This is a genomic window from Ewingella americana (assembly GCF_006438725.1).
Lineage (GTDB): Bacteria > Pseudomonadota > Gammaproteobacteria > Enterobacterales > Enterobacteriaceae > Ewingella > Ewingella americana_A.
The window spans coordinates 373,633-394,723 of the sequence record NZ_RCZD01000002.1 but is presented as its reverse complement, the minus strand read 5'-3'; the positions used below and the strand labels follow the sequence as shown (position 1 = coordinate 394,723).

The following is a 21,091-nucleotide window of genomic DNA, read 5'->3' as shown; positions in this document are numbered from 1 at the left end:
GACTAAAACAATTCTGCCCGACAATGCCGGGCAGAAGATGTACGTCAGATAAAACGGGCGAAATTATCGGGCATTGGCCTTGATAAAATCGCTGATGCTGGTGTCCTGTGCCATGTCGTTGATGACATCGCCCAGTGTGCTGTTAACCGCATTAGTGATTTTGTCATTGGTGGCAGTAAGTGCGCCCTGGACATTATAGGTCGAGCGATAGTTCTTGACCTGTTTGTTGCCATTTTTCGCCGTCGCAATGATAGAAATGTCTGCTTTAGTGGTGATGTTGTAGCGCAAATTGCCTTCCTGAACGTCAGCAAACAGGTTGTTGACGACAATTTGCAGATCCACTGCGCCAGCCGCACCAATCATATAACCGCGTGCGGTCATCTGTTTTTCCAATGATTCCTGCAAAAGGAAACGCAGGTCGCGCGAAGGGGTCAGAGAAACTAACTGCCCATCACGGTTCACTTTAGCCAGCGCCTGATCCTGACGTTGATCGGCTCCATTGATGCTGATAGTGATACCCTGCAAGGTCGGATCCTGCGTTGGCAAAGAAATTTTTGGAGCAATGTTCAGGGTATTCGTGCTGGTGGCGCAACCGGCAAGCATCAATAATGCCAGCACGGGAAAAATGATTTTTTTCAACATGTTAAGTTCTCTATTAATGCATCTGATTCAAGATGTAAAATGGGACGGGTTACGCAAAGTTCGCACATCATAACATCGCCTTTTTACGGGGGAAGTGTTGACGGTCTGGAAATACAACATTTGCCTAAATTTAAGCCTAACTGACTTATTGATATTTAATGATTTTACCCATTACACGGATTGATGGCTAAATATCATTGGGTAAGACAAACTAATTACCTTTTTTATCAATCGCCGCAGAAATTTTGTTTCTGTAACATACTAATACGTCACAAAACCGCCTATCCTTATAATGTGACAGATGTTCCTGTGAGGGCGCAGTTCTCTGCTAAAGCGGTGTAAAGGAGATTGCTATGATTCGCGAGCAAATAGAAGCAAAATTAGTTGCAGCGTTTGAACCTGCGTACCTGGAAGTGACCGATGAGAGTTATCGTCACAACGTTCCCGCAGGCTCTGAGAGCCATTTCAAAGTAGTGATGGTGTCTGATAAGTTTGTCGGCGAACGTTTCCTGTCACGCCACCGCGCCATCTACGGTGAGCTGTCAGTGGAGCTTGCGGGCAGCGTACATGCGCTGGCACTGCATACTTATACGCAAAAAGAGTGGGAAGGTTTACAGGATACTGTCCCGGCCTCGCCGCCGTGTCGCGGTGCCGGTATGTTGGCCTGACAGGGCCCTGCTCTCAAAAACCACAAATATCCTTTTCTGGATACGGTATCAGTGGAACTTTATCCACAAGATGCGGTATTAGTAGGGGCAAATATTGAAATGGCCTGCGGGCCGTTTCTGTTTTAGCCGTGAATGATAAATGACGGGCAGGCGACAGGGTTGTTTAAGCCTTTGCATCGATGACATGTTACGAGGGATCGACCGCGATGCGATTTTTCCTCCCACGCAGTAGATTACCGTCCTCGACTCGCCGTCTATGCGCCGCTATAATGTCGCGTCTTATTTTTCCGGAATGGTTTCGGGACGCTTTCGAATACAGGGCTACGTTCTTAATAGAGGACTGTCCCGGTTCTTAGAAGTCGTTTTCAAGGTAAGTTCGTTCTTTTCCACGCTTCTCATCTTGAGAACGACTTCTGGAGTTGACCGAGCACTGTAATTTTTTTGAGGTAACAAGATGCAAGTTTCTGTTGAAACCACTCAAGGCCTTGGGCGCCGTGTAACGATTACTGTTCCTGCTGACAGCATTGAAAAAGCAGTGAGCAGCGAACTGGTCAACGTATCTAAAAAAGTACGTATTGACGGCTTCCGTAAAGGCAAAGTACCAAAACACATCATCGAGCAGCGTTACGGTGCTTCTGTTCGTCAGGACGTTCTGGGTGATCTGATGCAGCGCAACTTCGTTGACGCCATCATCAAAGAAAAAATCAATCCAGCTGGCGCACCTAAATATGTGCCGGGTGAATACAAACTGGGCGAAGATTTCAACTATACCGTTGAATTTGAAGTGTACCCAGAAGTTGAGTTGAAGGATCTTGAAAACATCGAAGTTGAAAAACCAGTCGTTGAAGTTAACGATGCCGATGTTGACACCATGCTGGAAACTCTGCGTAAGCAACAAGCTGACTGGAAAGAAACTGACGCTGCAGTAACTGCAGAAGATCGTGTCACTGTTGATTTCTCCGGTTCAATCGACGGTGAAGATTTCGAAGGCGGCAAAGCCTCTGATTTCGTTCTGGCGATGGGCCAGGGCCGCATGATCCCAGGCTTCGAAGACGGTTTGGTTGGTCACAAAGCCGGTGAAGAATTCACCATCGACGTAAACTTCCCAGAAGATTACCACGCTGAAAACCTGAAAGGTAAAGCGGCTAAGTTCGTCATTACTCTGAAGAAAGTTGAAGAGCGTGAGCTGCCAGAGCTGACACCTGAATTCATCAAACGTTTCGGCGTGGCTGATGGTTCTGTTGAAGGTCTGCGTGCTGAAGTGCGTAAAAACATGGAACGCGAACTGAAAGGTGCAGTACGTAACCGCATCAAAACTCAGGCAATCGACGGTCTGGTTAACGCCAACGACATCGACGTTCCTGCTGCACTGATCGACGGTGAAGTTGATGTTCTGCGTCGTCAGGCTGCACAGCGTTTTGGCGGCAACGAAAAACAAGCGCTGGAATTACCGCGTGAGTTGTTCGAAGAGCAGGCTAAGCGCCGCGTAGTTGTTGGTTTGTTGTTGGGTGAAGTGATCAGCCAGCACGAACTTAAAGCTGACGAAGATCGCGTTAAAGCTTTGATCGAAGAAATGGCTTCAGCTTACGAAGATCCTTCTGAAGTTGTTGAGTTCTACAGCAAAAATAAAGAGCTGATGAACAACATGCGTAACGTCGCGCTGGAAGAACAAGCGGTCGAAACCCTGTTGTCTAAAGCGAAAGTGACTGAAAAAGCCACGACCTTTACTGAACTGATGAACCAAACTCAACCTGCATAATGTGTTTGCACGTTGTTGAGCTTTCAAATGCTCAAAATGAGAGCCCGCAGTTTTTACTGCGGGTTTTTTTATGCGTCAGCGATGACATTTTCTTTTTTGCTGTTGTTTTTGCACTATATTTATCCGAGAGAGACGAGATAACCGATAAGCGGGTCAGTGGCTGACAAAATTGAAGGCGAGCCGGGTATTTATTACATTGCAGGGGGATGAACAAAATGTGTCGGTCGTGAAAAGAAATCTCACTCCAGACTTGAAAAAAGGTCTTTATTCCCCCAATTGTTAATTACAAATACAGAGTAACTTGCTGTTAAATTCTGACTGATAACAACCGTCAGCCGTGTAAATGGCGACTTGGCCGCTTGAGCATAGTCATCAATGCTTATCTCAAGTAGAATCGGTTTAACTAGCGCCAAAGAGAATTCTATTAGGAGACGGTTATGTCATACAATAGTGGACGAGATCAATTTGCACCGAACATGGCTCTGGTACCCATGGTTGTGGAGCAGACTTCACGGGGTGAGCGTTCTTACGACATCTACTCCCGCCTGTTGAAGGAACGTATTATCTTCATGACCGGTCAGGTTGAAGACCATATGGCTAACCTGATTGTGGCTCAGATGCTGTTCCTTGAAGCGGAAAGCCCAGAAAAAGACATTTTCCTGTACATTAACTCTCCGGGTGGCGTGATCACTGCAGGGATGTCTATCTATGACACCATGCAATTCATCAAGCCGGACGTCAGCACCATTTGTATGGGACAGGCCTGTTCAATGGGGGCATTCCTGCTCACTGCAGGGGCGAAAGGTAAGCGTTTCTGCCTGCCTAATTCGCGGGTTATGATCCACCAGCCGTTGGGCGGTTTCCAGGGACAGGCTACGGATATTGAAATTCATGCCAAAGAGATCCTGAAAGTGAAAGCCCGTATGAATGAGCTTATGGCGAAACATACTGGCAAGTCTCTGGAAGAGATCGAACGTGATACTGAGCGTGACCGTTTCTTGTCAGCGGATGAATCTGTAGAGTATGGATTGGTTGACTCCGTATTTTCCCATCGCGTCTGACGGCTTAAATCTGCCGGGCTGATGGTCTATAGTTAAGTCATACAGAGGCAACGCAGGCTGACAGGGAGGTTTTTACTGTGAGCCTGGGTTTTGCCCATCACCGACGTAACAGCCATCCGCCGCCAAAACGGTAGCGATTAATTATGGCCGTGCCGCGTATTTTGCGGAACAGATACTAAAGAAGAGGTTTACTGATGACAGATAAGCGCAAAGACGGTTCAGGAAAGCTGCTGTACTGCTCTTTTTGCGGCAAAAGCCAGCATGAAGTGCGTAAGCTGATTGCCGGGCCGTCAGTGTATATCTGCGATGAATGTGTCGATCTGTGTAACGACATTATTCGCGAAGAGATTAAAGAAGTCGCGCCGCACCGCGAACGCAGTGCACTGCCTACACCACATGAGATCCGCCAGCACCTGGATGACTATGTCATCGGGCAGGAACCCGCTAAAAAGGTTCTGGCTGTGGCGGTTTATAACCACTACAAGCGCCTGCGTAATGGCGATACCACCAATGGTATCGAATTGGGCAAGAGCAACATTCTGCTGATCGGCCCAACAGGTAGCGGTAAAACGTTGTTGGCTGAAACGCTCGCACGTTTCCTGGATGTACCATTCACCATGGCTGATGCCACCACGCTGACCGAAGCTGGTTATGTGGGTGAAGATGTGGAAAACATCATCCAGAAACTGTTGCAGAAATGTGATTACGACGTACAAAAAGCGCAACGCGGGATCGTTTATATCGATGAAATCGATAAAATTTCCCGTAAGTCTGACAACCCATCGATCACGCGTGACGTGTCCGGTGAAGGTGTACAGCAAGCGCTGTTGAAACTGATCGAAGGTACCGTGGCTGCGGTTCCACCTCAGGGTGGGCGTAAGCATCCACAGCAGGAATTCCTGCAGGTTGATACCTCTAAAATCCTCTTCATCTGCGGCGGTGCATTTGCCGGACTGGATAAGGTGATTGGCCAGCGTATTAATACCGGTACTGGTATTGGTTTTGGTGCTGAAGTGAAAGGCAAATCTGAAAAAGCCACCGAAGGTCAGTTGCTTGCTCAGGCAGAACCGGAAGATTTGATCAAATTTGGTCTGATCCCTGAATTCATTGGTCGCCTGCCTGTGGTCGCAACCCTGAGCGAACTCAGCGAAGACGCGCTGATCCAGATTCTGAAAGAGCCGAAAAATGCCCTGACCAAACAGTATCAGGCATTATTCAATCTGGAAGGCGTTGAGCTGGAATTCCGTGATGAAGCGCTGGTGGCGATTGCCAAAAAAGCGATGGTGCGTAAAACCGGTGCCCGTGGTCTGCGTTCAATTGTTGAAGGCGCACTGCTAGATACCATGTATGACCTGCCATCACTGGACAGCGTAGAGAAAGTGGTTATCGATGAATCCGTTATTTTGGGTCAGTCAGAACCGCTGATGATTTATGGTAAACCTGAAGCGCAACAGGCATCTGGCGAATAATTAGCCAACTGTTCCATAAGGTTAGTGAAGAAATGGGGGATTTTGTCCCCCATTTTTTTTTACTCGCATTCTTGTCGTTGAATGTCAGATATTCATCCCCATATACTCAGATAACGACTTGCTGAAACCCGTCTGACTCGTGTTTCACGAGATTTCCTTAACCTGGCGGAAGCTAAACTAAGAGAGAGCTCTATGAACCCTGAGCGTTCCGAACGCATAGAAATCCCCGTCTTGCCTTTGCGCGACGTGGTGGTTTATCCGCACATGGTGATCCCGTTGTTTGTTGGCAGGGAAAAATCGATTCGCTGCCTCGAAGCTGCGATGGATCACGACAAAAAAATCATGCTGGTAGCGCAGAAAGAAGCGTCTACCGATGAGCCAGGCATTAACGATCTCTTCTCTGTAGGCACCGTTGCCTCCATATTACAGATGCTTAAACTGCCTGACGGTACCGTTAAAGTCCTGGTTGAAGGTTTACAGCGCGCACGCATTACCACGCTGTCTGACAGCGGTGAGCACTTTGCTGCTGAGGCCGAATATCTTGAATCACCGGCCGTGGACGAGCGGGAACAGGAAGTTCTGGTTCGTACTGCTATTAATCAGTTTGAAGGCTATATCAAACTGAATAAAAAGATCCCGCCGGAAGTGCTGACGTCGCTCAACAGTATTGAAGACGCAGCCCGTCTGGCTGACACCATTGCCGCACATATGCCATTGAAACTCGCCGACAAACAGTCCGTACTGGAAATGTTTGATATCACCGAGCGTCTGGAATATCTGATGGCGATGATGGAATCGGAAATCGACCTGCTTCAGGTTGAAAAACGCATCCGTAACCGTGTCAAAAAACAGATGGAAAAGAGTCAGCGTGAGTACTATCTGAATGAGCAAATGAAAGCGATTCAGAAAGAGCTGGGTGAAATGGATGATACACCTGACGAACATGAAGCGCTGAAACGCAAAATCGAAGCGGCAAAAATGCCGAAAGAAGCGCGTGAAAAAACCGAATCTGAGCTGCAAAAACTGAAAATGATGTCACCGATGTCCGCTGAAGCCACCGTGGTGCGCGGTTACATCGACTGGATGCTTCAGGTACCGTGGAACGCGCGCAGCAAAGTGAAGAAAGATCTGCGTAAAGCGCAGGAAGTTCTCGATAGCGATCACTTTGGCCTCGAACGTGTTAAAGATCGTATTCTTGAATATCTTGCAGTGCAGACGCGCGTCAGCAAAATTAAAGGACCAATCCTCTGTCTGGTTGGGCCTCCAGGTGTGGGTAAAACCTCACTGGGGCAATCTATTGCCCGTGCGACAGGTCGTGAATATGTGCGTATGGCGCTGGGTGGCGTGCGTGATGAAGCGGAAATCCGCGGGCATCGCCGTACTTACATCGGTTCCATGCCGGGCAAGATGATTCAGAAAATGGCCAAAGTGGGCGTTAAAAACCCGCTATTCTTGTTGGATGAGATCGACAAAATGTCCTCGGACATGCGCGGTGATCCGGCTTCCGCTCTGTTGGAAGTCCTGGATCCTGAGCAGAACGTCGCGTTCAACGATCACTATCTGGAGGTGGATTACGACCTGTCCGATGTGATGTTTGTGGCGACGTCCAACTCAATGAATATCCCGGCACCTTTACTGGATCGTATGGAAGTGATTCGTCTTTCCGGTTATACCGAAGATGAAAAACTGAATATCGCCAAACAGCATCTGATGCCGAAACAGATAGAGCGTAATGCCCTGAAGAAGACCGAACTGACGATCGACGACAGCGCCATTATAGGTATCATCCGTTTCTATACCCGTGAAGCGGGCGTGCGTAGTCTGGAACGTGAACTTTCTAAATTGTGTCGTAAAGCAGTCAAACAATTGCTGATGGATAAAACCCTCAAGCATATTGAGATCAACGGTGACAACCTCAAAGACTTCCTCGGTGTACAGAAAGTCGATTACGGCCGTGCTGACACCGAAAACCGCGTAGGTCAGGTGACTGGTCTGGCCTGGACCGAAGTGGGGGGTGAACTGCTGACCATTGAAACCGCCTGCGTACCAGGTAAGGGTAAACTGACCTATACCGGCTCTTTGGGCGAAGTGATGCAGGAATCCATTCAGGCGGCGCTGACCGTGGTGCGTGCACGTGCGGAGAAGCTGGGTATCAACCCTGACTTCTACGAAAAACGTGATATTCATGTTCACGTACCTGAAGGGGCAACGCCAAAAGATGGTCCAAGTGCCGGTATTGCGATGTGTACTGCGCTGGTTTCCTGTCTGACGGGGAACCCGGTGCGTGCAGACGTGGCGATGACAGGAGAGATCACACTGCGTGGTCTGGTTCTGCCGATCGGTGGTCTGAAAGAGAAGCTGCTGGCCGCACACCGCGGTGGTATCAAAGTGGTGCTGATCCCAGACGACAACAAACGTGATCTGGAAGAAATTCCGGCTAACGTGTTGGGTGATCTTGAGATACATCCGGTGAAACGTATCGATGAGGTGTTGAATTTTGCACTACAAAATCCAGCCTTCGGTGCCTTACCCGTTGCAGCAAAATAGTGATCATGACCGTCACAGTTAGATAAAACACAGGCTGGCAGGTGAAATCTCACTTGCCAGCCTTTTTTTGTGTCGTTAAGTTAGTTAGCTGTCAGGAAGTTTCAGGCTGCTTTCAGCCGCTTGCATAGCCCTGACAAGCTTGATATAACAGCTGCGCTGTCATATTTGCAGGGAAAATGCGATATGACGATAGAATTTCAAGAGGGGATGAATAGAGTGAATAAGTCACAACTGATCGACAAAATTGCCGCCGGTGCTGATATTTCTAAAGCGGCTGCTGGGCGTGTATTGGATGCTGTACTTGGATCGGTAACAGACACCTTGAAATCTGGGGAAGAAGTTGCACTGGTAGGCTTTGGTACTTTCTCTGTTCGTGAGCGTTCTGCGCGCACTGGACGCAACCCGCAGACTGGGAAAGAAATCAGTATTGCTGCGGCAAAAGTACCTGGTTTCCGTGCTGGTAAAGCGTTGAAAGACGCCGTCAACGGTTAATTACCTGCAGGTCAGGCGTCAAACCTGCGAGACGAAAGCCCAAAGCGTGCTTTATTCCCAGGTCTGGTTGTTAAACAATAACCTGACGTCACCGGGCTGGTAAGGTAAGATACAAGGCGCATCGGAATCGATGCGCTTTTTTTATTACAGCGGAGTGTTGCCTCACTATGATGGACAATTTACGCGCGGCCTCCAGTCACGTCGCGCTCAAAATCATTCTGGCCTTGATTATTCTGTCCTTTGTTTTGACAGGGATGAGTAGCTACTTGACCGGCGGTTCGGGCGACTATGCAGCGAAAGTGAATGGTCAGGAAATTGGACGTGCTCAGTTGGAAGAAGCGGTGCAAAGCCAGCGTAGCCGACTGCAGCAACAGCTTGGGGATCAATTCTCTGCGCTGGCAGGCAGTGATGGCTACATGCAGCAACTGCGTCAGGAATCCCTTAATAACCTGATTGACGTGACTTTGCTCGACCAGTATTCCAAAAAATTGGGTATCACCGTCAGCGATCAACAGATCAAAGACGCTATTCTGGCGACCCCACAATTCCAGACTGATGGCCATTTCGACAATACCAAATACCTGCAAAGTATCCAGGGTATGGGTTACAGCGCAGACAATTTTGCTAAATTGATGAAACAGCAATTGGTCAGTCAACAGCTGGCTCAGGCTTTTGGCACGTCAGATTTCGTTCTGCCGGCTGAAACTAAAACCATGTCTGAGTTGCTTTTGCAGGAACGCGACGTGCGTACGGCAACCCTGGATACCGCAGCGCTGGCTGCGAAACAGCAGGTTAGCGACAGTGAAGCGCAGGCGTTTTACGAGCAGAACAAAAATAACTTTGTCTCTCCTGAACAGGTAAAAGTCAGCTACATCCAAATGGATGCCGCGGTTATGCAGGGAAAATCAACCGTAAGCGATGCCGATGTAACTGCTTACTATGACCAGCATAAGAGCGAGTTCGGTCAGCCAGAGCGACGTCGTTATAGCGTCATCGTTCTCAAAACCCAGGCGGATGCCGATGCCGTTGCTGCTGAATTGAGCAAAGGTGCTGATTTTGCCGCACTGGCAAAATCCAAGTCGATTGATACGCTGAGCGGTAAGCAGGGCGGCTTAATGGATTGGGTTGAACCTGAAACGACACTGCCGGAATTCAAAAGCGCCAATCTGACAACCAAAGGTCAGGTTTCCGGTGTGATTAAATCTGACAGTGGCTTCTTCATTCTGCGTCTCGAAGACATTAAACCAGAGCAGACCAAGCCCCTGGCTCAGGTACACGACAGCATCGTGAATAAGCTGAAACAAGAGAAAGCCGTTGACGCATACTATGCGTTACAGCAAAAAGTCAGCGAAGCCGCGACTAACGACAACGAGTCTTTGGCCTCGGCCGAAGAAGTCGCTGGCGTGAAAGCGACCCATACTGACTGGTTTACTCAGCAAGCTATCCCCGCGGGCATTAACTTCAAACCTGTCGTTCAGGCTATCTTCGAAGGTGGTTTGATTGGTCAGGACGGCACGCCGGGCAACAACTCAGACATCATTACTGTTGACGGCGACCGTGCGTTTGTTGTGCGCGTTGATGCTCACAAAGCTGAAGGCTTCAAGCCTTTCGCTGACGTTAAAGATCAAGTGGTTGCATTAGTGAAACGTCAGAAAGCGGAAAACCAGGCACGTATCGATGGTGAGAAGCTACTGACGGCACTTAAAGCCGGTAAAGGTGATGAAGCGTTGAAGGCCGCAGGTCTGAGCTTTGGCGACATACTGAAAGTCCAGCGCACTCAGCAGCCATCCGCGTTTGAACAAAACGTTTATGCATTGCCGCATCCACAAAAAGACCAGCCGGTATACGGCTTATCGCAGGATGAGAAAGGTAACAGTGTTCTCGTTGAGCTGACTGCGGTTAATCCGGGCAAGCTGCCAGATAATGAAACGGCACGCTTTGAGCAGGAATTGCAGCAGTCTTCGTCTAACGTTACTTTTGATGCGTTGCTGACGAACCTTCGTCAGGAAGCCAAAATCAAGCTGGGTTCTGCCGCTCAAGTCCAGTAAACGCCGCAAACATTTGCAACGCGTTGCAACAACCAAAGGCCGCTTTCGCGGCCTTTTCCATATGTTGAATCTGCCCGTTGTTGCCTGATAAAACTTGCTGCACTCTGTCCGTGCTGAAAACACATGGAGGATACAGCATGAAAAAATTAGGCATTACTTCACTCTCACTGGCCCTGGCTTTGGGTCTTTCTACTCTTCCTGTCATGCTTCAGGCAGCGCCAACGGCGGTCAGTTCGGTTGCCACCACGGCATCAACGTCGGCTGCAGCTCAGGCTCCGATCAACAAGGTGGGAACGTCTGTAGCTAAAAAAGAGCAAGCTATCACCACGGATGACGCTTCGGTCAACATCAATACGGCAACCGCCGAAGATTTTGCCCGGGTGATGAACGGCGTGGGGCTCAAAAAAGGGCAGGCGATCATCAGTTATCGCGAAGAGTTGGGGCAGTTCACCGCGATAGAGCAGTTGCAGGAAGTCCCGGGAATTGGTGCAGCATTATTTGAACGTAACAAGGACCGTCTGAAACTGTGACGGATGTCGCGGCGATAACCTGATAAAGGTTATCGCCGTTTTCTTCTGCTAATCTTTCAAGACGTCTGACCAGTACAGATGCCTTATCTGACCCCTTTCGCAGGAGTGCCGAAGAGATTATGCATACATTTATCACCGTTCGCGGTTTTCATATCGACGTCTATCAACATGTTAATAATGCCCGCTATCTTGAGTTTTTAGAATCTGCCCGCTGGGAGTGGCTTGATAATAAAAGCGGCTTCAAGTGGATGAGCGCCAATAACATCGCGTTCATCGTAGTTAACATTAATATCAACTACCGCAAGCCAGCCACCTTAGGCGATGTATTACGCATCGACAGCAGCCTTCAACAGCTCAATGGCCGAAGCGGCGTCATAGAACAGGTGATCACCCGTGAAGGTGATATTGTCGCCGACGCCACCCTGACCTTTGTCTGTATTGATTTGCGAACACAAAAAGCCTTGCCGCTTGAAGGTGAACTGCTGGAAAGATTGCGTGAGCTGGAGCTGAAGGAGAATTAAGGTATTGCGGTGAAAAGTAGGCTAAAGGCTGGGAAGGTGACTGGCCGGGCGTGAGGTCACAACCCAGCCATGAGATAGTTGACCTTAACGCAGGCCCGTTTTCTTTTTCAAACTGGCATTCACACCGTTTTTATCCTGCTGATACTGTTGCAGGCCGTTGGCACGTAAATGACAGGCGGCGCATTCACCACAGCCCTCACCCGCAATGCCGTTATAACAGGTGAGCGTTTGGTGGCGTACCAATTCCAACTGCTGGTAATAGTCAGCCAGTGCCCAGGTTTCCGCCTTGTTGAGCCACATCAGTGGCGTTTCAAAGCGGATTTCACGGGCGATGCCCAGTGATACCGCATGGTTTAGTGCTTTAACGAATTCGTCGCGACAGTCAGGGTAGCCGGAGAAGTCAGTTTCACACACGCCGGTTATGACTGCCTCAGCCTGAATCTGATAGGCGTAAATCGCTGCCAGCGTGAGGAACAAAATATTGCGGCCCGGAACAAAGGTGCTAGGCAGGCCGTTATCTTCCGTCTCACCTAAAGCAGGGACGGGAATGTTGTCGCGGGTCAGGCTGCTGACCGCGAGTTCGTTCAGCAGGCCGACATCCAGCACCTTATGGGCTTTCGCACCCAACTTAACGGAAAGCTGGCGGGCAATGTCGATCTCAGCGCGATGTCGTTGACCATAATCGAAGGTAATGCACTGCACTTCATCATATTGCGTCAATGCCTGAATAAGGCAGGTCGTTGAATCCTGACCCCCGCTAAAAACCACCACTGCTCTTTTCATTTTTTTACCTGTTTGATTCGAGTGTTTGCCCGATGCGCTGACAATAAAAATCACGCCCATGTTACTGCCCTTTCGCTTGATATAAAAGGTCAGGGCAGAGGCGGCGGGATCCACGCCTGACAAAAATCAAACCAACCCCACGCGGTCAGCTGAACGCCATTTACGCGAGGCGGCGCGCTGACCTGATATTGATAGTTAAACAGCGGCGTGATGATCCCGCGTTTCATCCAGCGATAAAAATGCTCCCGCAGCTCTTCTGCTCTTTTATTGGCGAGAGGAATTTGCTGAATCGACCGCAAGCGACACTCTTGCTCCCGTAGATCTTCATCACTGAGAATACCGGGCCACAGCGGGTCCTGACGCAGCCAGTTCTCCAGCGTGGCTTCAGGTGCTTCGCCAATCAGACGGTCGCCAAGCAGCAGATCGGCAGACGCGATCGATTCAACATCATCCCACAAGCGGCCGGGATGATAGAGAACCTCCAACTCGCAACCCTCAATAGCCAAACAGGTTTTCAGTGCCTCGGCTACAAATTCAAGTTCTATTGGCGGATGAAACACTAATTTAAGTTTTTTTGGCAGAGATACCTGCGCCACATCGTGCTCAGGAATTGGCCATCCAGGCAGCATCTCTTTGCTGGGTTTCACGAGATCGTGATCGATCGGCAACCTATTCAGCAGGCCTGAATGCTGAATGATCATAATGATTTTCTGTGCCTGCTCGCAGGACAAATGCCCTCGCCGAAGGTTGGCTGCAATATAGCAAAACCCCAGGCTGGTACTGCGCTTTACCGGTTTTACCTCATCGAGTTCGTTCTGTTCACCTAACATGATCCGCACGGGGTGCTGACAACTGACATTGTCTTTTTGCGCGAACAGTTGTGGTGTTATCCAAAATTCAATGGCGGCCAAAAAAGGATGCTGCAAATGGTAATAAGTATGTTGCTCCAGGCGGACCAATTCCGGCGCAAAACTTGCCAGACGAAAAGGCCCGGCCCCGCAAGTCGGATCATTGGGATGCGACAACAGACAGTTGAGGTCCGCAAGGCGGTGGGCCAGCCAGTAATCCGGGACCTCTAAATCGAATTGCAGGCAAAGAGCATGAGGTTGACTGAGCTGAGCCACACTCGCCAGCCCGTGGCTGCTGCGCGGCGATTGGCGCAGGACTTCAAAGCAACTGCACAGTTGGCTGGCGGTCACCGGTTCACCATTGTGCCAATAGAGCTGGCTGCGCAGAAAGAAACGCCAGGTTTTCCCGTTGTTACTGATCTGCCAGTGGTGTGCCAGATCGGGTTGCGGCAGGGGTTCTCCGGTAATAAAGCGCGTCAGACCCGCATGGAGAGTATGCGCCAGATGTTGTTCTGCTCTTCCGGTCAGGGTTTGCGGGTCCAACCGTTGCATAGTGCGATAGTAGGGAATGCGCAGCGTCGGGGCATCTGCCTGCCACTGCCCGCCAAGATGCGGTGACAGCAAGGCATTGAGATGCTGAGGATCCATTTCACTGAGTTGCAAAGCGGCTGAGTGATCGCCATTTTTCAGCAACTGTTGCAGATAGGACTCGCGCAAACTTTCGGGCGATGTCAGGCACTGAATCGAGGCGCGTTTTCCACGGCCCGGCTGTGACTGCCAGCTTATCCAGCCTGCATGCTGAAACTGCGCCAGTAAAGTGCGTGTATGACGTTCGCTGCAACAAAAGATTTCAGCCAGATCGGCAACGGTTAATGCTGAAGGCTGATTGCCGACGTTCACATACAGCCGCTGATACTGATTAAGACGGTTTTGCAATCGCATAGGAATTCGCAACGTTCAGATAATATAGGCTAGGGGGTTAGCATAACGGAGTCTGCGCACTGGCACATCTGGCGGAAAGGCGGAATGTGAGCTAAATCAGGAACAGTATTTATAAAGTGTTCCCTATTACTTCCGTAAATACGGGGGCATACTCTTAGGGTGAACTCTTTCGAAGGCAGTCAGTCAGGAAACTCTCTTTCATGCCGTTCTGTCTGGTAATTGCGAGGTTTTATGTTCCGTTTGGCTGCTTTTGATATGGATGGCACGCTGCTAATGCCAGATCACCGGTTGGGTGAAAAAACGCTGTCTACTTTGCGTCAATTGGCTAATAAACCGATGACGCTGACGTTTGCGACAGGACGCCATTACCTTGAAATGAAGGACATTCTGGCGAACCTGAATCTGGAAGGATACTTGATCACTGGCAACGGAACACGTATCCATGACTTGGCCGGGCACCGCCTGCATGCCAGTGATTTATCGTCAGATTGTGCTGAAGAACTGTTGAATACCCGCTGGAATACGCCTGCCAGTCTGCATGTTTTTCGTGATGAAGGTTGGTTCACCGACCTCGATGACCCGCAGCTGCTGGTGCCGCATGAGTTCAGCGGTTTTGGCTATCAGTTATGCGAGCTGTCAACGCTGCCCGTCACCGGTAACAGCAAAGTCTGTTTTACCGCGCCGCATGAAGTGCTGCTTGAATTGGTGCCGTCGATAGAAGCTCACTTCGGCTCACGCGTTGATCTCTGTTTCTCCGCCGCTGACTGTCTGGACATCATGCCCGCGGGCAGTAATAAAGGCAGTGCGCTGGCGCTGCTGACGGGCAAACTGGGAATTGAGATGTCTGAATGCATGGCGTTTGGTGATGCGATGAATGACCGCGAAATGCTGGAGAACGTCGGCATGGGGCTGGTTATGGGGAACGCGTTGCCGGTGCTGAAACAACATTCTCCTCATCTGCAAGTTATCGGCCATTGCCAGAATCAGGCAGTGTCCCACTTTTTACAACATTGGCTGCATTCACCACACCTCACCTATTCCCCCGAATATTAAGGTTATTTCAGCCAGCCGGGCTATCTGTCCCGGCTTTTTTCTGTCTGCCGTACCTCTGCCGTCAAATTCTCATAGGAATTTCATACAGTTACCTGAGCTGACCCAGCCTGTCTGTGACTCATTCCGGCTTTTATGTATCAATCAATAATCAGCACACGCCAGCTAATTGCTGGCTGTAATGACTGATGTCGCCGATATTCGCTGCCACCCACTCTTCATTGAAATAGGTATTCAGATACCGTTCGCCGCTGTCGCATAGCAACGTCACAATTGAGCCGGTTTCGCCTTTCTCACGCATCTGTTTTGCCAGTTCAAGCGCACCCCACACGTTGGTACCGGTGGAACCGCCGACCTTGCGGCCCAGAACGGTTTCCAGCCAACGCAGGGTGGCAATGCTGGCGGCATCTGGCACGCGGATCATACTGTCAATCACGCTGGGAATAAACGACGGTTCGGCGCGCGGGCGGCCAATCCCTTCAATACGGCTGCTGCATTGTGCGGTAACCGACGGATCGCGTTGCTGATAATAATCGTAAAACACTGAATTCTCAGGGTCGACGACGACCAGTTCCGTATCATGCCCCTGATAGCGGATATAGCGGCCGAGCGTGGCGGAAGTACCGCCGGTTCCTGCGCTCATCACCAGATAACGCGGTATTGGGTGTGGCTCCAAAGACATCTGACGGAAGATGCTGTCGGCAATATTGTTATTACCGCGCCAGTCGGTCGCGCGCTCGGCATAGGTAAACTGATCCATATAGTGGCCTTTTAACTCGCGCGCCAACTGTTCGGAGGCAGCATAAATCTGGCCGGAATTCTCAACGAAATGGCAGCGTCCGCCGTAAAATTCGATTTGCTGGATCTTACGCGGCGCGGTACATGATGGCATGACGGCGATAAACGGCAGGCCGAGCAGGCGGGCAAAATAGGCTTCTGAAATAGCCGTGCTGCCCGAAGAGGCTTCAATGATCGGCGTATTCTCACGGATCCAGCCGTTGCACAGTCCATACAAAAACAGCGAACGGGCCAGGCGGTGTTTCAGGCTGCCGGACGGATGGGTACTTTCATCTTTCAGGTAGAGTGATATGCCGGGGAAATCCGCCAGATTCAGGCGCATCAGATGGGTGTCGGCAGAACGCTGAAAATCTGCGTCGATCTCTTTAATGGCGTTATTCACCCAGGCATTGGTCATGTTGAAGTCCGTGGAAAGGATTTTGATTGTCTTTAGGTTAACGTATTCAACGGAGAAATAAGTTACTCTTTAGACTATAAAATTACATGATAAGAGAATTTTTTTCTCCAGAGTGGATAAATGGTAGATAAAATTGACCGCAAACTATTGGCGATGTTGCAGGAAGACTGCACTCAGTCGATCACCGTGCTGGCAGACGCCGTAAATCTGACCACTACGCCCTGCTGGAAACGTCTGAAACGCCTCGAGGATCAGGGGATCATTCGCGGCCGGGTCGCGCTGCTGGATAACGAAAAGCTGGGGCTGAGCCTGACGGCATTTGTGCTGATTAAAACTCAGCACCATAGCAGCGACTGGTATCGAAATTTTGTTGATCAGGTAGCCGCGCTGCCCGAGGTGCTGAGCTTTTACCGTATGGCGGGTGAATATGATTATTTGCTGCAAGTGCAGGTGGCGGATATGAAAAGCTACGACAACTTTTACAAGCGGTTGGTCAACGGCGTTCCTGGCCTGATCGACGTGACTTCGAGTTTTGCAATGGAACGGATTAAATCCACCACTGCATTACCATTGTAAGCACATCAAAATCTTCGCTATTGCTGCCGTGTTGTGGCGCCGCTGAAGTCAAATTGTTATGCCATGTTTCAGCAAAAAGTTTCATCAGAATGGCATGTTAACAATGGTATTCTGGTCGCTGCTCGATAATAAAAATCATTCTGGGTGTTAGAAGGCCAATGTGTTGGTCATCAATAAATGGATAAATCTGCGTGAGATTGTTTGCTCAATTAGGCTGGTATTTCCGCCGTGAATGGCGACGTTACCTCGGTGCTGTCGCTCTGCTGATCGTCATCGCTATTTTGCAGTTACTGCCGCCAAAACTGGTGGGGATTGTCATTGATGGCGTGGCCTCAAAACAAATGACCCCAAAAGTCTTATTCGGCTGGCTCGGGCTGATGCTGGGCACGGCTATTGTGGTGTATCTGTTGCGCTATGTCTGGCGCGTTCTGCTGTTTGGAGCCTCCTATCAGTTGGCCGTCGAACTGCGTCAGAACTTTTTTAAACAGCTCAGCCGTCAGCATCCGGCATTCTATCTGCGTCACCGAACCGGGGATCTGATTGCCCGTGCCACCAATGACGTGGATCGCGTTGTTTTTGCCGCAGGCGAAGGGGTACTGACGCTGGTCGATTCGATGGTGATGGGGCTGGTAGTGCTGATTGTCATGGCCACACAGATCAGCTGGCAACTGACGCTGCTTTCTTTGGTGCCGATGCCCATCATGGCGATTGTCATCAAACGTTATGGCGACCAGTTGCATCAGCGTTTTAAAACTGCACAGGCGGCGTTCTCCTCGCTAAACGATCAGGCACAGGAGAGTCTGACCAGTATCCGCATGATCAAAGCTTTCGGCCTGGAAAATCATCAGTCCTCGCAGTTTGCCGATGTCGCGGCGGATACCGGGGTTAAAAATATGCGTGTCGCGCGTGTGGATGCGCGTTTTGACCCAACGATCTATGTCGCCATCGGTATGGCCAACCTGTTGGCTATCGGTGGGGGAAGTTGGATGGTGGTGAACGGCCATCTTACGCTGGGGCAACTGACTAGCTTCGTCATGTACCTCGGTTTGATGATCTGGCCGATGCTGGCGCTGGCCTGGATGTTCAATATTGTTGAACGTGGTAGCGCGGCATACAGCCGGATCCGCAGTTTATTGCAGGAAGCGCCAAGTGTAGTTGATGGCGAAACGCCGTTGCCTGCCGGGCGTTCCAGCCTTGAGGTGCAGGTTGTTGATTTCCATTATCCCGAAAACAGCCAGCCTGCTTTGCACGCTGTAGAATTCATTCTGCGGCCCGGCCAGATGCTGGGGTTATGTGGGCCGACGGGGTCGGGTAAAAGTACGTTGCTCGGGCTTATTCAACGCCAGTTTGATGTGAGTGAGGGTGATATTAGCTATCACGGTATGTCGTTGAAAAAAGTCAGGCTTGATGACTGGCGTGGCCGCATGGCGGTGGTGAGTCAGACGCCATTCCTGTTCTCTGACACCGTGGCGCAAAATATTGCTCTTGGTCGCCCGCAAGCCACCCAGCAGGAGATCGAGGAAGCCGCCCGTCTAGCCAGCGTTCACGACGATATTCTGCGCCTGCCGCAGGGGTATGAAACGGAAGTGGGTGAGCGTGGTGTGATGCTTTCCGGTGGTCAGAAGCAGCGTATTTCGATTGCCCGAGCGCTGCTGTTGCAGGCGGAAATTCTCATCCTCGATGACGCACTTTCTGCCGTGGACGGGCGCACCGAACATCAAATTCTTCACAATCTGCGCCAGTGGGGCAGTGACCGCACGGTGATCATCAGCGCCCACCGTTTGTCAGCCCTGACCGAAGCCAGTGAGATTTTGGTGTTTAACAGCGGCACCGTGGCTCAGCGGGGCGATCATGACCATCTGTCCTCACAACCCGGCTGGTATCGCGATATGTACCGTTATCAGCAGCTTGAAGCCGCGCTTGACGATGTTCCGGTAGAACAGGTTCCACAGGTTTTGGTTGAAAATAAACATGATTAAAATTCAGAAAAGCTGGCCGACGCTGAAAAGACTCCTGAGTTACGGCAAAGCCTACCGCAAGCCATTGTCGATCGCGGTGATCATGCTTTGGGTGGCCGCAGCGGCTGAAGTACTGGGGCCCATTCTTATCAGCTTTTTTATTGATCACTATGTCTCGAAAGGGGAGTTGCCACTTGGGATGGTCAGTCTGCTGGCGATTGCCTTTATTTTGCTGCAATTCCTGGCCGCCGGACTCCACTACTCACAGGCGCTGCTATTTAACCGTGCAGCGGTTGGCGTGGTGCAGCAACTGCGAACCGATGTGATGGATGCCGCCTTGCGCCAGCCTCTCAGCGCTTTCGACACTCAGCCGGTCGGGCAGTTAATTTCACGCGTGACCAATGACACTGAGGTGATCCGTGACCTTTATGTCACGGTGGTGTCGACGGTGCTGCGCAGTATGGCGCTGATCGGTGCCATGCTGGTGGCGATGTACAGTCTCGACTGGCGCCTGGCGTCGATTGCCATCTGTATTTTCCCGGCAGTGTTCATCGTCATGGCGGTATATCAGGTATACAGCACGCCCGTTGTGCGCCGGGTTCGCAGCTATCTGGCGGACATTAATGATGGCTTCAATGAAGTGATCAACGGTATGGGCGTTATTCAGCAATTTCGTCAGCAGAAGCGCTTTGGTGAGCGTTTGGCGAGAGCCAGTCAGTCGCACTATCTTGCCCGTATGCAGACCCTCAAACTGGAAGGTTTCTTGTTGCGACCGCTGCTGAGCCTGTTCTCCTCGCTGATCCTCTGCGGTCTTTTGCTGTTATTCGGCTTCAGTGCCGAGGGAACCATTGGCGTCGGTGTGCTGTATGCCTTCATTAATTACCTGGGGCGTCTTAATGAGCCGCTGATTGCGCTAACCTCACAGCAGTCGATTTTCCAGCAAGCGGTGGTGGCCGGCGAGCGCATCTTTGATCTGATGGACCGGACGCAGCAGCAATATGGTGAAGACGTCAAACCACTGGCCAGCGGCGAGATTGATATTCGTGACCTGAGTTTTGCTTATCGCCAGGAACAGTGGGTACTGGAGAACATCTCCCTTCATGTGCCTTCGCGTGGCTTTGCGGCGTTAGTCGGTCATACCGGCAGTGGTAAAAGCACACTGGCGAATTTACTGATGGGTTATTACCCGGTCAACCACGGTGAGATTCGGGTGGATGGGCGCTTGCTTTCTGAGCTATCTCACACCAGCCTGCGAAAAGGCATTGCGATGGTCCAGCAGGACCCGGTGGTTCTGGCTGAATCTGTCTATGCTAACGTGACATTAGGACGTGATATCGACGAGGAGCAAGTCTGGCATGCGCTGGAAACCGTGCAACTTGCGCCGTTGGTCCGCGCGATGTCTGACGGTGTATATACCCGGCTGGGCGAGCAGGGCAATAATCTCTCGGTAGGGCAGAAGCAATTACTGGCGATGGCACGTGTTCTGGTGCAAGCGCCAGAAATTCTGATCCTTGACGAGGCAACCGCTAATATTGACTCGGGAACAGAACAGGCGATCCAGCGTGCGCTTCGCGCCATCAGGCAACAAACTACGCTGGTGGTGATCGCGCACCGTTTATCGACCATTGTCGATGCTGACAATATTATGGTGTTGCATCGAGGTCAGGCCGTTGAGCAGGGGAATCATCAACAGCTCCTGGCAGAAAAAGGCCGCTATTATCAAATGTATCAGTTGCAACTGGTGGGCGAAGAACTGGCTTCTGGCCAGCACGAATTACCGGTTCCTGAGAACGTTTGACGCCCCACTGAAAGCCGCGTTTCGCGCGGCTTTCAGTTTTCATCTTTCCTGTCCTTTTTATCTCGCTGCATCACTCCCGCACCATCATCAGGCACCGCCTTCGCCGCTGCTCCCCGAATGCACTGAAAAATTGCGTGCTGCACTTTTATGGTGCATGGCGGACTGTTTAATACGCCCTCGAGCAACTGTGTTCCACATCACAAT

General features: G+C 50.6%; 17 protein-coding genes. 13 read left to right on the top strand and 4 right to left on the bottom strand.

The window, feature by feature from the left end; genetic code table 11:
* Window positions 1-63: 63 nt before the first annotated feature.
* Window positions 64-642 carry a lipoprotein gene (locus EAH77_RS04950; RefSeq protein ID WP_140470691.1) on the bottom strand — a complete coding sequence of 193 codons (579 nt, stop codon included), beginning with the start codon at window positions 640-642 and terminating at the stop codon, window positions 64-66.
* Between the two features lie 353 nt (window positions 643-995).
* Here EAH77_RS04950 and bolA point away from each other — a divergent pair, with 353 nt between their 5' ends.
* The 9 genes from bolA to EAH77_RS04900 all read left to right on the top strand — a co-directional run bounded on the left by bolA (window position 996) and on the right by EAH77_RS04900 (window position 11,737).
* Window positions 996-1,310: a transcriptional regulator BolA gene (gene bolA, locus EAH77_RS04945; protein WP_140470690.1), complete on the top strand. Its 315-nt coding sequence runs from the start codon at window positions 996-998 to the stop codon at window positions 1,308-1,310.
* A gap of 454 nt (window positions 1,311-1,764) precedes the next feature.
* Window positions 1,765-3,069 carry a trigger factor gene (tig, locus tag EAH77_RS04935; RefSeq protein WP_140470689.1) on the top strand — a complete coding sequence of 435 codons (1,305 nt, stop codon included), beginning with the start codon at window positions 1,765-1,767 and terminating at the stop codon, window positions 3,067-3,069.
* A gap of 437 nt (window positions 3,070-3,506) precedes the next feature.
* Complete coding sequence (gene clpP / locus EAH77_RS04930; protein WP_140470688.1) at window positions 3,507-4,130, top strand: ATP-dependent Clp endopeptidase proteolytic subunit ClpP; 624 nt, start codon at window positions 3,507-3,509, stop codon at window positions 4,128-4,130.
* A 194-nt stretch (window positions 4,131-4,324) separates the two neighbouring features.
* Window positions 4,325-5,599 (top strand): ATP-dependent protease ATP-binding subunit ClpX, encoded by a 1,275-nt coding sequence (clpX, locus tag EAH77_RS04925; protein WP_140470687.1) that lies wholly within the window; start codon window positions 4,325-4,327, stop codon window positions 5,597-5,599.
* A gap of 192 nt (window positions 5,600-5,791) precedes the next feature.
* Window positions 5,792-8,146, top strand: coding sequence for an endopeptidase La (lon, locus tag EAH77_RS04920; RefSeq protein WP_140470686.1), 2,355 nt, complete (start codon window positions 5,792-5,794; stop codon window positions 8,144-8,146).
* A 216-nt stretch (window positions 8,147-8,362) separates the two neighbouring features.
* Window positions 8,363-8,638 (top strand): nucleoid-associated protein HU-beta, encoded by a 276-nt coding sequence (hupB, locus tag EAH77_RS04915; protein ID WP_140470871.1) that lies wholly within the window; start codon window positions 8,363-8,365, stop codon window positions 8,636-8,638.
* Between the two features lie 167 nt (window positions 8,639-8,805).
* On the top strand, window positions 8,806-10,686 hold the full coding sequence (ppiD, locus tag EAH77_RS04910) for a peptidylprolyl isomerase (RefSeq protein ID WP_140470685.1): 1,881 nt from the start codon (window positions 8,806-8,808) through the stop codon (window positions 10,684-10,686).
* A 137-nt stretch (window positions 10,687-10,823) separates the two neighbouring features.
* Window positions 10,824-11,216 carry a ComEA family DNA-binding protein gene (locus EAH77_RS04905; protein ID WP_140470684.1) on the top strand — a complete coding sequence of 131 codons (393 nt, stop codon included), beginning with the start codon at window positions 10,824-10,826 and terminating at the stop codon, window positions 11,214-11,216.
* 119 nt (window positions 11,217-11,335) lie between these two features.
* Window positions 11,336-11,737 (top strand): YbgC/FadM family acyl-CoA thioesterase, encoded by a 402-nt coding sequence (locus tag EAH77_RS04900; protein ID WP_161985766.1) that lies wholly within the window; start codon window positions 11,336-11,338, stop codon window positions 11,735-11,737.
* Window positions 11,738-11,821: 84 nt separating this feature from the next.
* Here EAH77_RS04900 and queC read toward each other — a convergent pair whose 3' ends face one another.
* Complete coding sequence (queC, locus tag EAH77_RS04895) at window positions 11,822-12,520, bottom strand: 7-cyano-7-deazaguanine synthase QueC (RefSeq protein WP_140470682.1); 699 nt, start codon at window positions 12,518-12,520, stop codon at window positions 11,822-11,824.
* A gap of 89 nt (window positions 12,521-12,609) precedes the next feature.
* Entirely contained in the window at window positions 12,610-14,310 is a 1,701-nt protein-coding gene (locus EAH77_RS04890) for an SgrR family transcriptional regulator (protein ID WP_140470681.1), read from the bottom strand.
* Window positions 14,311-14,541: 231 nt separating this feature from the next.
* Here EAH77_RS04890 and cof point away from each other — a divergent pair, with 231 nt between their 5' ends.
* A complete protein-coding gene (gene cof / locus EAH77_RS04885) occupies window positions 14,542-15,363 on the top strand; it encodes an HMP-PP phosphatase (RefSeq protein ID WP_140470680.1) in 822 nt (273 codons plus the stop codon).
* Between the two features lie 148 nt (window positions 15,364-15,511).
* On the opposite strand, the gene EAH77_RS04880 is transcribed toward cof, so the two are convergent.
* Window positions 15,512-16,555 carry a PLP-dependent cysteine synthase family protein gene (locus EAH77_RS04880; RefSeq protein ID WP_140470679.1) on the bottom strand — a complete coding sequence of 348 codons (1,044 nt, stop codon included), beginning with the start codon at window positions 16,553-16,555 and terminating at the stop codon, window positions 15,512-15,514.
* Between the two features lie 120 nt (window positions 16,556-16,675).
* Here EAH77_RS04880 and EAH77_RS04875 point away from each other — a divergent pair, with 120 nt between their 5' ends.
* The 3 genes from EAH77_RS04875 (at window position 16,676) to EAH77_RS04865 (ending at window position 20,887) form a co-directional block, all read left to right on the top strand.
* Window positions 16,676-17,131: an Lrp/AsnC family transcriptional regulator gene (locus EAH77_RS04875; protein WP_140470678.1), complete on the top strand. Its 456-nt coding sequence runs from the start codon at window positions 16,676-16,678 to the stop codon at window positions 17,129-17,131.
* A gap of 191 nt (window positions 17,132-17,322) precedes the next feature.
* Entirely contained in the window at window positions 17,323-19,110 is a 1,788-nt protein-coding gene (locus tag EAH77_RS04870) for a SmdA family multidrug ABC transporter permease/ATP-binding protein (protein ID WP_140470677.1), read from the top strand.
* Window positions 19,103-20,887, top strand: a complete 1,785-nt coding sequence (locus EAH77_RS04865) for a SmdB family multidrug efflux ABC transporter permease/ATP-binding protein (RefSeq protein ID WP_140470676.1) — start codon at window positions 19,103-19,105, stop codon at window positions 20,885-20,887. The genes EAH77_RS04870 and EAH77_RS04865 overlap by 8 nt, the downstream gene beginning before the upstream one ends.
* Window positions 20,888-21,091 lie beyond the last annotated feature (204 nt).

Excerpts from the sequence above, each read along its gene's own strand:
- EAH77_RS04950 (WP_140470691.1), bottom strand. The coding sequence starts at position 642 with ATGTTGAAAAAAATCATTTTTCCCGTGCTGGCATTATTGATGCTTGCC.
- bolA (WP_140470690.1), top strand. The coding sequence starts at position 996 with ATGATTCGCGAGCAAATAGAAGCAAAATTAGTTGCAGCGTTTGAACCT.
- tig (WP_140470689.1), top strand. The coding sequence starts at position 1,765 with ATGCAAGTTTCTGTTGAAACCACTCAAGGCCTTGGGCGCCGTGTAACG.
- clpP (WP_140470688.1), top strand. The coding sequence starts at position 3,507 with ATGTCATACAATAGTGGACGAGATCAATTTGCACCGAACATGGCTCTG.
- clpX (WP_140470687.1), top strand. The coding sequence starts at position 4,325 with ATGACAGATAAGCGCAAAGACGGTTCAGGAAAGCTGCTGTACTGCTCT.
- lon (WP_140470686.1), top strand. The coding sequence starts at position 5,792 with ATGAACCCTGAGCGTTCCGAACGCATAGAAATCCCCGTCTTGCCTTTG.
- ppiD (WP_140470685.1), top strand. The coding sequence starts at position 8,806 with ATGATGGACAATTTACGCGCGGCCTCCAGTCACGTCGCGCTCAAAATC.
- EAH77_RS04905 (WP_140470684.1), top strand. The coding sequence starts at position 10,824 with ATGAAAAAATTAGGCATTACTTCACTCTCACTGGCCCTGGCTTTGGGT.
- EAH77_RS04900 (WP_161985766.1), top strand. The coding sequence starts at position 11,336 with ATGCATACATTTATCACCGTTCGCGGTTTTCATATCGACGTCTATCAA.
- queC (WP_140470682.1), bottom strand. The coding sequence starts at position 12,520 with ATGAAAAGAGCAGTGGTGGTTTTTAGCGGGGGTCAGGATTCAACGACC.
- EAH77_RS04890 (WP_140470681.1), bottom strand. The coding sequence starts at position 14,310 with ATGCGATTGCAAAACCGTCTTAATCAGTATCAGCGGCTGTATGTGAAC.
- cof (WP_140470680.1), top strand. The coding sequence starts at position 14,542 with ATGTTCCGTTTGGCTGCTTTTGATATGGATGGCACGCTGCTAATGCCA.
- EAH77_RS04880 (WP_140470679.1), bottom strand. The coding sequence starts at position 16,555 with ATGACCAATGCCTGGGTGAATAACGCCATTAAAGAGATCGACGCAGAT.
- EAH77_RS04875 (WP_140470678.1), top strand. The coding sequence starts at position 16,676 with ATGGTAGATAAAATTGACCGCAAACTATTGGCGATGTTGCAGGAAGAC.
- EAH77_RS04865 (WP_140470676.1), top strand. The coding sequence starts at position 19,103 with ATGATTAAAATTCAGAAAAGCTGGCCGACGCTGAAAAGACTCCTGAGT.